Origin of the sequence: Streptomyces termitum (assembly GCF_014650175.1) — a bacterium.
In the GTDB taxonomy this organism is placed as follows: domain Bacteria; phylum Actinomycetota; class Actinomycetes; order Streptomycetales; family Streptomycetaceae; genus Streptomyces; species Streptomyces termitum.
The window spans coordinates 56,202-71,836 of sequence record NZ_BMUL01000014.1 but is presented as its reverse complement, the minus strand read 5'-3'; the positions used below and the strand labels follow the sequence as shown (position 1 = coordinate 71,836).

At 73.9% G+C, this 15,635-nt stretch carries 12 protein-coding genes; 11 read left to right on the top strand and 1 reads right to left on the bottom strand.

The window, feature by feature from the left end; all coding sequences use genetic code 11:
* The first annotated feature begins 135 nt into the window (after window positions 1-135).
* From IE219_RS24050 to IE219_RS24000, 11 genes are all read left to right on the top strand, one after another.
* On the top strand, window positions 136-1,692 hold the full coding sequence (locus tag IE219_RS24050; protein ID WP_189980967.1) for a PucR family transcriptional regulator: 1,557 nt from the start codon (window positions 136-138) through the stop codon (window positions 1,690-1,692).
* A gap of 195 nt (window positions 1,693-1,887) precedes the next feature.
* Window positions 1,888-2,901, top strand: coding sequence for an EamA family transporter (locus IE219_RS24045; RefSeq protein WP_189981194.1), 1,014 nt, complete (start codon window positions 1,888-1,890; stop codon window positions 2,899-2,901).
* Window positions 2,902-2,996: 95 nt separating this feature from the next.
* On the top strand, window positions 2,997-4,406 hold the full coding sequence (locus tag IE219_RS24040; RefSeq protein ID WP_189980965.1) for an outer membrane protein assembly factor BamB family protein: 1,410 nt from the start codon (window positions 2,997-2,999) through the stop codon (window positions 4,404-4,406).
* Between the two features lie 201 nt (window positions 4,407-4,607).
* A complete protein-coding gene (locus IE219_RS24035; RefSeq protein WP_189980963.1) occupies window positions 4,608-6,053 on the top strand; it encodes an aldehyde dehydrogenase family protein in 1,446 nt (481 codons plus the stop codon).
* Window positions 6,054-6,182: 129 nt separating this feature from the next.
* A complete protein-coding gene (gene aroA, locus IE219_RS24030; protein WP_189980961.1) occupies window positions 6,183-7,430 on the top strand; it encodes a 3-phosphoshikimate 1-carboxyvinyltransferase in 1,248 nt (415 codons plus the stop codon).
* Window positions 7,431-7,464: 34 nt separating this feature from the next.
* Window positions 7,465-8,715: a 1-deoxy-D-xylulose-5-phosphate reductoisomerase gene (gene dxr / locus IE219_RS24025; protein WP_189980959.1), complete on the top strand. Its 1,251-nt coding sequence runs from the start codon at window positions 7,465-7,467 to the stop codon at window positions 8,713-8,715.
* Window positions 8,712-10,019: a M50 family metallopeptidase gene (locus IE219_RS24020; RefSeq protein WP_189980957.1), complete on the top strand. Its 1,308-nt coding sequence runs from the start codon at window positions 8,712-8,714 to the stop codon at window positions 10,017-10,019. Before dxr ends, IE219_RS24020 begins: the two co-directional genes overlap by 4 nt.
* Before the next feature lie 104 nt (window positions 10,020-10,123).
* Entirely contained in the window at window positions 10,124-11,281 is a 1,158-nt protein-coding gene (ispG, locus tag IE219_RS24015; protein WP_189980955.1) for a flavodoxin-dependent (E)-4-hydroxy-3-methylbut-2-enyl-diphosphate synthase, read from the top strand.
* A gap of 162 nt (window positions 11,282-11,443) precedes the next feature.
* A complete protein-coding gene (locus IE219_RS24010) occupies window positions 11,444-12,286 on the top strand; it encodes a GNAT family N-acetyltransferase (protein WP_189980953.1) in 843 nt (280 codons plus the stop codon).
* Between the two features lie 41 nt (window positions 12,287-12,327).
* Window positions 12,328-12,873 carry a GNAT family N-acetyltransferase gene (locus IE219_RS24005; protein WP_189980951.1) on the top strand — a complete coding sequence of 182 codons (546 nt, stop codon included), beginning with the start codon at window positions 12,328-12,330 and terminating at the stop codon, window positions 12,871-12,873.
* A 71-nt stretch (window positions 12,874-12,944) separates the two neighbouring features.
* Window positions 12,945-14,648 (top strand): proline--tRNA ligase, encoded by a 1,704-nt coding sequence (locus tag IE219_RS24000; protein ID WP_189980949.1) that lies wholly within the window; start codon window positions 12,945-12,947, stop codon window positions 14,646-14,648.
* Window positions 14,649-14,702: 54 nt separating this feature from the next.
* On the opposite strand, the gene IE219_RS23995 is transcribed toward IE219_RS24000, so the two are convergent.
* Entirely contained in the window at window positions 14,703-15,593 is an 891-nt protein-coding gene (locus tag IE219_RS23995; RefSeq protein ID WP_189980947.1) for a slipin family protein, read from the bottom strand.
* Window positions 15,594-15,635: the final 42 nt, after the last annotated feature.

Sequence of the window (15,635 nt, the reverse complement as noted above, 5' to 3'; positions counted from 1 at the left end):
GGCAGGCGGCCCGCGCGCGGGCGCGCGCGGGGTGCGGTCCTGGCAGAATCGGCCGTGCCGCCGTTTCCGGTGGTTTCCGTCGCCGTGCCCGGGGTTTCCGTGTGCGGTCCTGTGCCAAAGGTCCGCCGGTTCCCGATGCCGCCCACGCTCGCCTCGCTCGTCCAGCACTCCTCGCTCCGGCTCGTCGTCCGGGCCGGGGAGGACCGGCTCGACACGCCCGTCCGGTGGGCGCACGTCAGCGAGCTGGCGGATCCGGTGCCGTACATGGAGGGCGGGGAGCTGCTGCTGACCACCGCCCTCACGCTCGACACGGGGGACGCCGAGGCGATGCGCCGGTACGTGCGGCGGCTGCTGGGGGCGGGGGTGGTGGGGCTCGGGTTCGCCGTGGGGGTGAATCACGAGGCCATTCCGCCGGCGCTCCTCGACGCCGCCCGCGCCGAGCACCTGCCGCTCCTGGAGGTGCCGCGCCGCACCCCGTTCCTGGCGATCAGCAAGGCCGTGTCGGCGGCCATCGCGGCGGACCAGTACCGGGCGGTCACCGCCGGGTTCGAGGTGCAGCGCGAGCTGACCCGGGCCGCGCTCGCGGAGGGCCCGGACGCGGTCGTCGCCCGGCTGGCCGCGCACGTCGACGGCTGGGTCGCGCTGTACGACACCGCCGGTTCCGTCGTCGCGGTCTCGCCGGACTGGGCGGCCCGCCGCGCCGCCCGCCTGACCCCGGACGTCGAGCGGCTGCGCGAGCGGTCCGCCCCGGCCAGCGCGGTCGTCGGCGCCACCGACGACCGGGTCGAGCTCCAGTCCCTCGGCACCGGCCGCCGGGTGCGCGGCGCCCTCGCCGTCGGCACCGCCGCCCCGCTGGGCACCGCCGAGCGGTACGCGGTGCATTCGGCGATCGCCCTGCTGACCCTCACCACCGAGCGTTCGCGCTCGCTCCAGGCCGCCGAGCAGCGGCTGGGCGCCGCGGTGCTGCGGATGATGCTCTCCGGCCAGCCCGAGCACGCCCGTACCGTCGCCGGGGACGTCTACGGCGGCCTCCTCGACGCCCCCTTCCGGCTGCTGGTCGCGGAGGCGGCGGGCGGCGAGGAGGCGCCCGCCGAGCCGCCGCTGCCGGTGCTCGCCGAGGCGCTGGAGACGGCCGCCGCACGGGCCGGCGAGGCGGTGCTGGCCGTGCCGGAGGGCGACGGGCGGCTGGTCGTCCTGGCCGGTGACGGCGGGGCCGTGGTCACCGCCTGCGCGGGGTACGCCGAGCGGGAGGCGGAGGAGGCGGGGGTCGTGGTGGGGCTCTCGGCCCCGGCCGGACCGGTCACCGCGGCGGCCGCGTACCGGCAGGCGGAGCAGGCGCTGTCGGTGGCCCGCCGCCGGGGCCGCGCCCTGGTCGAGCACGAGGACCTGGCGGCCGGTTCGGTGCTGCCGCTGCTGGCCGACGACGCGGTGCGGGCCTTCGCGGACGGGCTGCTGCGGGCGCTGCGGGAGCACGACGCGACCGGCCGCGGCGATCTGGTGGCCTCGCTGCGGGCCTGGCTCTCGCGGCACGGCCAGTGGGACGCGGCGGCGGCGGACCTCGGGGTGCACCGGCACACGCTGCGCTACCGGATGCGGCGGGTGGAGGAGATCCTGGGCCGTTCGCTCGACGATCCGGACGTCCGGATGGAGCTGTGGCTGGCGCTGAAGGCGACGGGGGAGGGGGAGCGGTGACGGCGGAGTGAGCCGGCGCGTTCCTCCTGCCCGAAGCCGGGCAAAAAGCCTGGTCGGAACGGGGTTCCACTCCCTACTCTCCTGCTCATGACAAGTCCTGCCGTCGGTCCCGCCCCTGAGCACAAGACCGAGGTCCCCGCCCCCGCCGGGACGGCCCCCACCGGGAAGGCACCCGCCGGGACGCCCCTCGCCGGGATGGCCCCCACCGCGCCCGCCCTCGCCGGGACGGCCCCCGCCAGGCCCGCCCTTACCGGGAAGGCCCCCGCCGAGACCGCCCCCACAACGCCCACCCCCGGTACCGTCCCCGCCGCCCCGCCCGGCCGCCGTATCACCGGTGCCGTCTGGGGCGCGCTCGCCATCGTCTACGTCGTCTGGGGCTCCACCTACCTCGGCATCCGGATCGTCGTCGAGACCGTCCCCCCGTTCCTCGCCTCCGGCTCCCGCTTCGTCACCGCCGGCCTCCTCCTCGCCGGGATCGTCGCCTGGCGGTACGGCCCCGCCGCGCTCAGGGTGGACCGGCGCCGGCTCGGCTCGGCCGCCCTCGTCGGCCTCCTCCTCATCCTCGGCGGCAACGGCCTGGTCAACCTCGCCGAGACCACCGTCCCCTCCGGCCTCGCCGCCCTCCTCATCGCGGTCGTCCCGGTCTGGGTCGTGCTGCTGCGCGTCCTCGGCGGCGAGCGGCCCGGCCTCGGCGCGTACGGCGGCGTGCTGACCGGCCTGGCGGGCCTCGCGGTGCTCACCCTGCCGGGGCTCAGCGGCGACATCGGCATCGGCGGCGTGCTCCTGGTGGTCCTCGCCGCCCTGCTCTGGTCGGTCGGCACGGTCTCCTCCTCGCGGCTGCCGATGCCCGCGAACCCGTTCACCGCGAGCGTGTACGAGATGCTGGCGGGCGGTCTCGGCGGCATCGTCGTCGGCCTGCTCCGCGGCGAGCAGCACGGCTTCGACGTCACCGAGGTCTCCGGCCGCTCCTGGACGGCCCTGGCCGGTCTCGTCGTGTTCGGCTCGCTGATCGCCTTCACCGCGTACGCCTGGCTGCTCCAGTCCGCCCCGGTCTCGCTCGTCGCCACCTACGCGTACGTCAATCCGGTCGTCGCGGTCCTGCTCGGCGCCCTGGTTCTCGGGGAGGCGCTGACCTGGCCGATCCTGCTGGGCGGCGCGATCGTGGTGGCCGCCGTCTGTCTCATCGTCACGACCGAGCGGAGAGGGTGACGGGAAGATCCCGCCGGGCCCTACCCTGTCCCCTCGTACCGGTCCGATCACCGGCCGGTACGAGGGGACACGAACGACAGGGGTGGGGATCCCGGATGACGACGCGGGAAGAGACGCAGAGACGCGACGGGGCGGGGGAGAGCGGAGGAGACGGGAGCGGCGGCTCGCGGGCGGTCCGCCGGGCCGTCGTCGGCGGCGTCCTCCTCGCCGTCCTCGCGGGCTGCGGCGGGATCACCGCCGGTGTCCTCTCCGGGCAGGGCTACCTCCCCGGCGACGGCATGCGGGAGGTGTGGAACACCTCCGCGGACGGCACCTCCCGCGCACACGGCAACGGCACCTGGGCCGTCGGCGACGTCCTCGTCCGCAGCCGCTACGACGCCGTCACCGGCTTCGACGCCGGCTCGGGGGCCACCCGCTGGACCTTCGAACCGCCGGCCGGCGCCGAGGTCTGCGCGGTGAGCCGCACCGCCGAGGACGGCATCGCCCTCGTCGCCCACGGCGTCCCCGCCGGCTTCTCCTCCGAGCTGCGGCCCGGCGAGGGCTGCGCCACCGTCACCGCCCTCTCGCTCGCCGACGGGCGCGCCCTGTGGCACACCGCCCGCACCCCGCTCTCCGGCGAACTCCGGGCCGCACCCGACCTGGTCGCCGCCGGCGCGGGCCTCGCCGTCCTGCGCGACGAGGACGCCGACTGGGCCTACCGCTCGGCCGAGGACGACCCCGGGCGGCTCGACCCGGACCGCTCGCTGCGCGCGGTGGACCTGCGCACCGGGAAGCCGAAGTGGTCGGCGAAGCTGCCCGCGGGCTGCGTGCCGTACGGCGTCGCGGCCGACGGCCGGCAGGTCGCGGCGCTCCTCGTCTGCGACTACCGGGACATGCGGATCGCCGTCCTCGACCCGGCCGACGGCCGGGTGCGCGGGGTCGCGCCGCTCGACGAGCGGCAGTACACCGAGCCGGTCCGGCACGCCCCGGTGCTCCTCTCCGCCGATCCGCTCGTGGTGAGCGTGCGCGACCTGGACGAGGCCGGGCACCCGACCTACCTGGCCTTCGGGCCGGACGCCCGCCCCCGGGGCCGTATCGCCTCCGGTGTCCGCAACGGCCGGCTGCCCGACCCGGTCACCGAACCCGCCCTCGTCAGGATCGCCCACGGCCGGCTGTACGCGGTGGCCGCCGAGACCGACTACGACGACGTCCTCACCGCCTTCGACCTGCGCAGCGGCGAGCGGCTGTGGCGCCGGGAGGTCGCGGACCTGGACGACATCATCGGCCTGCGGGTCGCGGCCGGCCGGGTCACCGCCCTGATCGACCTGTACGGCTCGAAGGACGAGGACGGCCTGTTCGTCTTCGACGCCGACACCGGCGACGAGCGGGACCAGCGCACCTTCCCCGACTCGGTGGGCGCTTCGTCCGGCGAGGTCAAGGAGGTGTACGGCCACCGGGACCGGCTGATCGCGGCCCGCTGGGGGAACGGCTACTACGCCCCGTTCACGGCGTACGAGGAGCGCTGACGCCCCGGGCGCGCCCCCGCCCGCACCGCCGGTACGGCCCCGCCGGTCCGCGGTGCGGGCCCCCGACAGGCCAAAGCGGACAGGCGCGCCACCCCCACCACTCCATCTCGGACAAACGCCGTCGCGGCTCCCCGGCCCTAACGTGTCCGGTGAGCGGGGAGCAACCGCTCACGACCCCCAAGACGAAAGGGCCGGGCCGCAATGACGACCACCCACGCCTTCTGGCTCGCCGGCCGCGAGGCCACCGGCGACGACGCCTTCGACGTCACGAACTCGTACGACGGACGGCTGGTCGGCAAGGTCAGCGTGCCCACCGAGGCCCAGGTCGAGGAGGCCGTCGCCGCTGCCCACGCGGTCGTCGACGAGTTCGCCGCCACCCCGGCGCACGTCCGCGCCGCCGCCCTCGACCACGTGTCGAAGCGGCTCGCCGAGCGCACCGAGGAGATCGCCCAGGTCATCTCCGCCGAGAACGGCAAGCCCATCAAGTGGGCCCGCGGCGAGGTCGGCCGCGCCGTCTCCGTCTTCCGCTTCGCCGCCGAGGAGGCCCGCCGCTGGAACGCCGGCGAGGCCCAGCGCCTGGACACCGAGGCCGGCGGCGCGGGCCGCCTCGCCCTCACCCGCCGCGTGCCCAAGGGCGTCGTCCTCGGCATCGCGCCCTTCAACTTCCCGCTGAACCTCAGCGCCCACAAGGTCGCCCCGGCCATCGCCGTCGGCGCCCCGATCATCCTCAAGCCGGCCCCGGCCACCCCGATCTCCTCCCTCATCCTGGGCGAGATCCTGGCCGAGACCGACCTGCCGGCCGGCTCCTGGTCGATCCTCACCGTGCCGAACGACCGGATGCCCGCCCTCGTCCAGGACGAGCGCCTCCCGGTCATCTCCTTCACCGGCTCGGACAAGGTCGGCTACGCCATCCAGCGGTCGGTGCCGCACAAGCACTGCACCCTGGAGCTGGGCGGCAACGCCGCCGCCGTCGTCCTGGCCGACTGGTCCTCCGAGGCCGACCTCGACTGGGCCGCCACCCGCATGGCGACCTTCTCCAACTACCAGGGCGGCCAGTCCTGCATCTCGGTGCAGCGCGTGATCGCCGACGCCTCCGTCCACGACCGCCTGCTGCCGAAGCTGGTCGCGGCCGTCGAGGCGCAGGTCACCGGCGACCCGGCGGACGACGCCACCGACGTCGGCCCGCTCGTCGACGAGGCCGCCGCGAAGCGCGTCGAGGCCTGGGTCGACGAGGCCGTCGCGGCCGGCGCGAAGCTCCTGGCCGGCGGCAAGCGCGAGGGCGCCACCTACGCCCCGACCGTCCTCACCGACCTCCCGGCCGGTGTCACCCTGGCCCGCTCCGAGGTCTTCGGCCCGGTCCTCACGGTCGCCAGGGTCGACGGCGAGGCCGAGGCGTTCGCCGCGGTCAACGACTCGGACTTCGGCCTCCAGGCCGGCGTCTTCACCCGCGACCTCCAGACCGCCTTCCGGGCCCACCGCGCCCTGGAGGTCGGCGGCGTGATCATCGGCGACGTCCCCTCGTACCGCGCCGACCAGATGCCGTACGGCGGCGCCAAGCGCTCCGGCGTCGGCCGCGAGGGCGTCAAGTACGCCATGGACGACTACACCTACGAGCGCGTCCTGGTCCTCACCGGCCTCGCCCTCTAGAGACGCCCGCCCCGGAGACCAGGCGGTCCGAGCCCACTGTGCGGGGGCTCGGACCGCCTTCCGGGCGTCCGGAGTCCATCCACCGGAACGGGGTGACGGCGCCGCGCCCCGGACGGCAGGATGGCGACCGTGACCGTCATCGACATCCCCGGCTCCAAGTCCGTCACCGCCCGCGCGCTCTTCCTCGCCGCCGCCGCGGAGGGCACCACCACCCTGCTGCGCCCGCTCGTCTCCGACGACACCGAGGGCTTCGCCGCGGGACTGGAGGCGCTCGGCTACACCGTCCGGCGGGAACCCGGGGCCTGGCACATCGAGGGCCGCCCGGCCGGCCCCGGCGTCACCGAGGCCGACGTCTACTGCCGGGACGGCGCCACCACCGCCCGCTTCCTGCCCGCCCTCGCCGCCGCCGGGCACGGCACCTTCCGCTTCGACGCCTCCGAGCAGATGCGCCGCCGCCCGCTCGGCCCGCTCACCACCGCGCTGCGCACCCTCGGCGTCGACCTGCGGCACGGCGGCGCGGAGGGCCACCACCCGCTCGCCGTCCACGCCGACGGCGTCAAGGGCGGCGCGCTCACCCTCGACGCCGGGCAGTCCTCCCAGTACCTGACGGCCCTGCTGCTGCTCGGCCCGCTCACCGCCGAGGGCCTCGACATCACCGTGACCGACCTGGTCTCGGAGCCGTACGTGGAGATCACGCTCGCGATGATGCGGGACTTCGGCGCCGAGGTCGTCCGCGAGGACGACGGGCGGGGCCGCACCTACCGGGTCGCGCCCACCGGCTACCGGGCCCGTACGTACGCGATCGAGCCGGACGCCTCCACCGCCAGCTACTTCTTCGCCGCCGCCGCGCTCCGGCCCGGCGGCGCGGTCACCGTGCCCGGCCTCGGCACCGGCGCCCTCCAGGGCGACCTCGCCTTCGTCGACGTGCTGCGCCGGATGGGCGCCGAGGTCGAGACCACCGCGGAGGCCACCACCGTCCGCTCCACCGGCGCCCTGCGCGGACTGACCGTCAACATGCGGGACATCTCCGACACCATGCCGACCCTCGCCGCCCTCGCCCCCTTCGCCGACGGCCCGGTCCGCATCGAGGACGTCGCCAACACCCGGGTCAAGGAGTGCGACCGGCTCGACGCCTGCGCCGACAACCTCCGCCGCCTCGGCGTCACCGTGGAGACCGGCCCCGACTGGATCGAGATCCACCCCGGCACCCCCGCCGGACCGGTGGAGGTCACCACCCACCGGGACCACCGGATCGTCATGTCCTTCGCGGTCACCGCCCTGCGCACGCCCGGCATCACCTTCGACGACCCCGGCTGCGTGAAGAAGACCTTCCCGGACTTCCACCGCGTTTTCGGCGCGTTCGCCCGGACCCCGTGAAGACCGCCCGGGGATTGGGGCAAGAATGGGGGGCATGAGCGACCGCCCCTCCCCTCTCGCCGACCCGCATCTCGTCTTCGACCCCTCCGCCGGACGCCGGGACATCGTCGTCCTCGGCTCGACGGGCTCGGTCGGCACCCAGGCCATCGACCTGGTGCTGCGCAACCCCGACCGCTTCCGGGTGACCGGCCTGGCCGCCTCCGGCGGACGGGTGGGCCTGCTCGCCGAGCAGGCCCACCGGCTCCGGGTCGCCGCGGTCGCCGTGGCCCGCGAGGAGAAGCTGCCCGAGCTGCGCGAGGCGCTGACCGCGCTGTACGGCTCCGAGCCGCTGCCCGAGCTGCTGGCGGGGCCCGGCGCGGCCGCCGAACTGGCCGCCTCCCCGTGCCACACCGTCCTCAACGGCATCACCGGCTCCATCGGCCTCGCGCCGACCCTCGCCGCCCTGGAGGCCGGCCGCACCCTCGCCCTCGCCAACAAGGAGTCGCTGATCGTCGGCGGCCCCCTCGTCAAGGCGCTCGCGAAGCCCGGCCAGATCATCCCGGTCGACTCCGAGCACGCGGCCCTCTTCCAGGCGCTCGCCGCCGGCACCCGCGCCGACGTCCGCAAGCTGGTCGTCACCGCCTCCGGCGGCCCCTTCCGCGGCCGCACCCGGGCCGACCTGGAGCACGTGACCCGCGAGGACGCGCTCGCCCACCCCACCTGGGCGATGGGTCCGGTCATCACCGTCAACAGCGCGACCCTCGTCAACAAGGGCCTGGAGGTGATCGAGGCCCACCTCCTCTACGACATCCCCTTCGAGCGCATCGAGGTCGTCGTCCACCCCCAGTCGTACGTCCACTCCATGGTGGAGTTCACCGACGGCTCGACCCTCGCCCAGGCCACCCCGCCGGACATGCGCGGCCCCATCGCGATCGGCATCGGCTGGCCCGAGCGGATCCCCGACGCGGCCCCCGCCTTCGACTGGTCCACCGCCTCCACCTGGGAGTTCTTCCCGCTGGACGACGAGGCCTTCCCGTCGGTGAACCTGGCCCGGCACGTCGGCGCGCTGGGCGGCACCGCCCCCGCCGTCTTCAACGCCGCCAACGAGGAGTGCGTGACCGCCTTCCTCGACGGCCGGCTCCCCTTCAACGCCATCATGGACACCGTCACGGCGGTCGTCACCGAACACGGCGACCCCGTCCGGGGAACCTCCCTCACGGTCCCGGACGTCCTCGAAGCGGAGACCTGGGCGCGGGCCCGGGCCCGGGAACTGGCCGCGAAGGCCGTCGCGGAGGCGCGCGCATGACGGAAGCACTGCTGTTCACCCTGGGCATCGTCATGTTCGCCCTGGGACTGCTCGTCTCCATCGCGTGGCACGAGCTGGGACACCTGTCCACCGCCAAGCTCTTCGGCATCCGGGTGCCCCAGTACATGGTCGGCTTCGGCCCCACCCTGTGGTCGAAGAAGCGCGGCGAGACCGAGTACGGCATCAAGGCCATCCCGGCCGGCGGCTACATCCGCATGATCGGCATGTTCCCGCCCGGCGCCGACGGCCGGATCGAGGCCCGCTCCACCTCGCCCTGGCGCTCCATGATCGAGGACGCCCGCGAGGCGTCGTACGAGGAGCTCCGGCCCGGCGACGAGACCCGCCTCTTCTACACGCGCAAGCCGTGGAAGCGCGTCATCGTCATGTTCGCCGGACCGTTCATGAACCTGGTCCTCGCCCTCGGCCTCTTCTACGGCTCCCTGATGACCCTCGGCATCGAGGGCCAGACCACCAAGGTCGCGGGCGTCCAGAAGTGCGTCATCGAGCAGGACGCCAAGCGCGACGCCTGCGCCGCAGGCGACCCGGTCTCCCCGGCCTTCGCGGCAGGACTGAAGGACGGCGACAGGATCGTCGCCTTCAACGGCGCCCCCGTCTCCGACTGGGACACCCTCTCCGACCGAATCCGGGACACCGTCGGCCCCGCCACGGTCACCGTCGAGCGGGCCGGGCAGCGCCTCGACCTGCACCCCACCCTGGTCGCCAACAAGGTCCTGAAGAAGGACGAGAACGGGCAGGTCGTCCGCCCGCTCGCCTACGTCGACGCCGGCTACCTCGGCTTCCAGGCCACCACCGAGGTCGCACCGCTCTCCTTCACCGAGACCACCGACCGCATGGGCCAGCTCCTGGAGAGCGGCGTCCACTCCGTGATCGCCCTCCCCGGCAAGATCCCCGGCCTGTGGGACGCCACCTTCGGCGACGGCGAGCGCGCCGAGGACTCCCCGGTCGGCGTCGTCGGCGCCGCCCGGATCACCGGCGAGCTGATGACCGTGGACCTCCCCCCGGAGCGCATCCTGGTCATGTTCATGAACCTGCTGGTGTACTTCAACGTCTCGCTGTTCCTGTTCAACATGCTCCCGCTGCTGCCGCTCGACGGCGGCCACATCGCGGGCGCCCTGTGGGAGTCGGTCCGCCGGGGAGCGGCCCGGATCTTCAAGCGCCCCGACCCCGGCCCGTTCGACGTGGCCAAGCTGATGCCCGCCGCCTACGTGGTCGCCGGCGTCTTCGTCTGTTTCACGCTGCTCGTCCTCGCCGCCGACATCGTCAACCCGGTGAAGCTGACGTAGCTCCCAGGGGGGACGGGCACCGCCGTGTCCGGCCCCCCGCGCCCGGGGCGGTAATCTCGAAAGCCTGAGCCCGCCGACGCACGACCTTTGAGGTTGCACTTCAGATGACCGCGATTTCCCTCGGTATCCCGACCGTCCCGACCCGGCTCGCCGAGCGCCGCAAGAGCCGGCAGATCCAGGTCGGCAGCGTGGCCGTCGGCGGTGACGCACCCGTCTCGGTGCAGTCGATGACGACGACCCGTACCTCCGACATCGGCGCCACCCTCCAGCAGATCGCCGAGCTGACCGCCTCCGGCTGCCAGATCGTCCGGGTGGCCTGTCCCACCCAGGACGACGCCGACGCGCTCGCCACCATCGCCCGCAAGTCGCAGATCCCGGTGATCGCCGACATCCACTTCCAGCCGAAGTACGTCTTCGCCGCGATCGACGCCGGCTGCGCCGCCGTCCGCGTCAACCCGGGCAACATCAAGCAGTTCGACGACAAGGTCAAGGAGATCGCCCGGGCCGCCAAGGACGCGGGCACCCCGATCCGGATCGGCGTCAACGCCGGTTCGCTCGACGCCCGCCTCCTCGCCAAGTACGGCAAGGCCACCCCCGAGGCGCTCGTCGAGTCCGCCCTCTGGGAGGCGTCCCTCTTCGAGGAGCACGACTTCCGCGACATCAAGATCTCGGTCAAGCACAACGACCCGGTCGTCATGGTCGAGGCCTACCGCCAGCTCGCCGCCCAGTGCGACTACCCCCTGCACCTCGGCGTCACCGAGGCCGGCCCCGCCTTCCAGGGCACCATCAAGTCGGCCGTCGCCTTCGGCGCCCTCCTCTCCCAGGGCATCGGCGACACCATCCGCGTCTCCCTCTCCGCCCCGCCGGCCGAGGAGATCAAGGTCGGCATCCAGATCCTGGAGTCGCTCAACCTCCGCCAGCGCCGCCTGGAGATCGTCTCCTGCCCGTCCTGCGGCCGCGCCCAGGTCGACGTCTACAAGCTCGCCGAGGAGGTCACCGCCGGCCTCGACGGCATGACCGTCCCGCTCCGCGTCGCCGTCATGGGCTGCGTCGTCAACGGCCCCGGCGAGGCCCGCGAGGCCGACCTCGGCGTCGCCTCCGGCAACGGCAAGGGCCAGATCTTCGTGAAGGGCGAGGTCATCAAGACCGTCCCCGAGTCGAAGATCGTCGAGACCCTCATCGAGGAAGCCCTCAAGATCGCCGAGCAGATGGAGAAAGACGGCGTCACCAGCGGCGAACCCACCGTCGCCGTCGCCGGCTGACCCCTCCCGCACCACCCCGCGACCCCTCCGCCCCACCGGGCCGGAGGGGTCGCGCGCGTCCGCCCCGGACCGGCGCGAAGCCGCCCGGAAGAGAGCCGCGCCCCGCAAAACGGGAGGGGGTACAGTGCGGAGACCAGCAGAACCGCACGGTGAGGCCCCCTCGTGTTGACACAGACCGCCCGGGTCCTCGAACCCGCCGACCTCGGCGCCGCCCTCGCTGTCCTCGACAGCGCCCCCGTCGAGAACGCCTTCGTCACCGCCCGCGTCCAGCTCGCCGGCCTCGACCCCTGGCGGCTCGGCGGCGAGATGTGGGGCTGGTACACCGAGGGCCGGCTCGCCTCGCTCTGCTACGCCGGCGCCAACCTGGTCCCCATCTGCGCCACCCCCGAGGCCGTCCGCGCCTTCGCCGACCGGGCCCGCCGCATCGGCCGCCGCTGCTCCTCCATCGTCGGCCCCGCCGAACCCACCGCCGCCCTCTGGCGCCTCCTCGAACCCTCCTGGGGCCCCGCCCGCGACGTCCGCGCCCACCAGCCCCTCATGGTCGCCGAGGAACCCTCCGCCACCGTCACCCCCGACCCCCTCGTCCGCCGCGTCCGCAAGGACGAGATGGAGGTCATCACCCCCGCCTGCGTCGCCATGTTCACCGAGGAGGTCGGCGTCTCCCCGCTGGCCGGCGACGGCGGCCTGCTCTACCAGGCCCGCGTCGCCGAACTCGTCGGCTCCGGCCGCGCCTTCGCCCGCATCGAGGACGGCAAGGTCGTCTTCAAGGCCGAGATCGGCGCCGCCACCCGCCAGGCCTGCCAGATCCAGGGCGTCTGGGTCGCCCCCGAGCACCGCGGCAAGGGCCTCTCCGAGACCGGCATGGCCGCCGTCCTGCGCTACGCCCTCGCCGACGTCGCCCCCGTCGTCAGCCTGTACGTCAACGACTACAACACCCCCGCCCGCGCCGCCTACCGCCGCGTCGGCTTCCGCGAGACCGGCGCCTTCATGAGCGTGCTCTTCTAGTTGCTGTCCCCGGCCCCCCGCCGCTTGTAGGGTTGCGCCGCATGGACGACGCACAGGCCGTGATCGGACCCGTCAACCTCGCCGCCCGGGTGGACGAGGCCCTCGCCGTACAGGCGGTCGCCTTCGGACTCGACGCCGAGGAGATCGCCGTGCGCCGCCACATCGTGCTGCGCCACCTGCTCTGCCCCGGCGCCCGCGCCTACGGCGCCACCACCCCCGACGGACGGCTCGTCGGCTTCGTGTACGGCATGCCCAACGACCGCACCCACTGGTGGTCCACCGTCGTGGAGCCGTACCTGCGCGCCACCGGCACCGCCGACTGGCTCGACGCCTCCTTCGTCATCACCGAACTCCACGTCCACCCCGCCTTCCAGGGCCGGGGCCTCGGCCTGGGCCTGATCACCACCATCACCGGCACCGCCGACGAGAAGCGCTCCATCCTCTCCGCCATCGACACCGAATCCCCGGCCCGCGGCCTCTACCGCTCCCTCGGCTACACCGACCTCGCCCGCCCGGTCCACTTCCCGAGCGCCGCCCGCCCCTACGCGGTGATGGGCGCCCCGCTGCCGCTCGCCCGCCGGAACTGATTTCTCGCGGACGGTGCCCCCCGGCTAACCTCGGGGCCATCACTTTCAGTCCCGGCAGGAGTACGAGAACCATGGCCAAGGCACCGGTCCAGCGCATGTCCCAGTTGATGGCGAAGACGCTGCGCGACGACCCGGCGGACGCCGAGGTCCTCTCCCACAAGCTCCTCGTCCGCGCCGGATACGTCCGCCGCACCGCCGCCGGCATCTGGAGCTGGCTGCCGCTCGGCAAGAAGGTGCTCTCCAACGTCGAGCGGATCGTCCGCGAGGAGATGGACGCCGTCGGCGCCCAGGAGGTCTCCCTCCCCGCCCTGCTGCCCCGCGAGCCCTACGAGGCCACCGGCCGCTGGGACGAGTACGGCGCCGAGCTCTTCCGCCTCCAGGACCGCAAGGGCGGCGACTACCTCCTCGGCCCCACCCACGAGGAGATCTTCACCCTCCTGGTCAAGGACCAGTGCTCGTCCTACAAGGACCTGCCGGTCATCCTGTACCAGATCCAGACCAAGTTCCGCGACGAGGCCCGCCCCCGCGCCGGCATCCTGCGCGGCCGCGAGTTCCTCATGAAGGACTCCTACTCCTTCGACACCGAGGACGAGGGCCTGGCCCACTCCTACGGCCTGCACCGCCAGGCGTACCAGCGGATCTTCGAGCGCCTCGGCCTCGACTACCGCATCTGCGCCGCCACCGCCGGCGCCATGGGCGGCTCCAAGTCCGAGGAGTTCCTCGCCCCCGCCGAGGCCGGCGAGGACACCTTCGCCGACTGCCCGAACTGCGACTTCGCCGCCAACACCGAGGCCGTGTACCAGAAGGTCGTGGCGGTCGACGGCTCGGCCGTCCCCGCCGCCGAGGAGATCCCCACCCCGGACACCCCCACCATCGAGACCCTCGCCGCCTCCCTCGGCGTCCCGGCCTCCGCCACCCTCAAGAACCTGCTGGTCAAGGTCGACGGCGAGATCGTCGCCATCGGCGTCCCCGGCGACCGCGAGGTCGACATGGACAAGGTCGAGGAGCACTTCGGCCCCACGGCCGTGGTCGAGCTGGTGACGGAGGAGGACTTCGCCGCCCGCCCCGACCTGGTGCGCGGCTACGTCGGCCCGCAGGGCCTGGAGAAGGTCACCTACCTCGCCGACCCGCGCGTGGCCCCCGGCACCTCCTGGATCACCGGCGCCAACAAGGAGGGCACGCACGCGAAGAACGTCGTCGCGGGCCGTGACTTCGAGGTGTCCGCGTACGTCGACGTCGTCGTCGTCCAGGACGGCGACCCGTGCCCCGAGTGCGGCACCGGCCTCAAGCTGGACCGCGCCATCGAGATCGGCCACATCTTCCAGCTCGGCCGCAAGTACGCGGACGCGCTGAAGCTCGACGTCCTCGGCCAGAACGGCAAGCCCGTCCGCGTCACCATGGGCTCCTACGGCATCGGCGTCTCCCGCGCCGTCGCCGCCCTCGCCGAGCAGACCGCCGACGACAAGGGCCTGTGCTGGCCCGCCGAGGTCGCCCCCGCCGACGTCCACGTCGTCGCGGCCGGCAAGGCGCTCCAGACCGAGCTGGCCCTGGAGGTCTCCGACAAGCTCGCCGCCGCCGGGCTGCGCGTCCTCGTCGACGACCGCGCGGGCGTCTCCCCGGGCGTCAAGTTCACCGACTCCGAGCTGATGGGCGTCCCGAAGATCCTCGTCGCCGGCCGCCGCGCGGGCGAGGGCGTCGTGGAGCTGAAGGACCGCCGCACCGGCGAGCGCGAGGAGCTCACCGTCGAGGAGGCCCTCGCGGCCCTCACGGCCTGACCGTCCGCACTCCGGCCGGGCACCCCGCACGGGGGCGCCCGGCCGGAGCCGTGCTCAGGCGGCCTCGGACCGGGGCGCCGGCTCCACCGAGGGCCCGGTGAGGTCCTCCACCGGGGGCAGCGGGGTGACGGGGGCGACCACCGGGGGAGCGGCCGCGCCGGCGGCCCTCGGGGCGCCGCCGGACTCCGGGGCGGCCCGCTCCAGGAAGCGCAGCAGCTCCACCGGGATCGGCAGGACCAGCGTCGAGTTCTTCTCCGCCGACACCGCCATCACGGTCTGGAGCAGCCGGAGCTGGAGCGCGGACGGCGTGTCCTCCATCTGCCGCGCCGCCTCCGCGAGCTTCTTCGACGCCTGGAGCTCCGCGTCCGCGTTGATCAGGCGGGCGCGCCGCTCCCGGTCGGCCTCGGCCTGCCGGGCCATGGACCGCTTCATCGTCTCCGGCAGCGAGACGTCCTTGATCTCGACCCGGTCGATCTGCACGCCCCAGCCGATCGCGGGGGAGTCCAGCATCAGCTCCAGGCCCTGGTTGAGCTGCTCCCGGTTGGAGAGCAGGTCGTCGAGGTCGCTCTTGCCGATGATCGACCGCAGCGAGGTCTGCGCCATCTGCGAGACGGCGAACCGGTAGTCCTCGACCCGGATCAGGGCCTCCGCCGCGTCCACGACCCGGAAGTAGACGACCGCGTCGACCCGGACCGTCACGTTGTCCCGGGTGATGCCCTCCTGGGCGGGCACGGGCATGGTGACGATCTGCATGTTGACCTTGTGGAGCCGGTCGACGGCCGGAACGATCATGGTGAAGCCGGGCGGGCGGGCCTCGCCCCGCAGCCGGCCGAAGCGGAAGACGACGCCCCGCTCGTACTGCTTGATCACGCGCGCGGCGGCGCCCGCGTAGACCGCGGCCGCGGCGCCCGCGCCCGCGATCGCCCAGAGGATTGTCTCGATCATCACGGCCCCCTCGGGAAGGGTTACAAAAAGGGTATTCCCTCC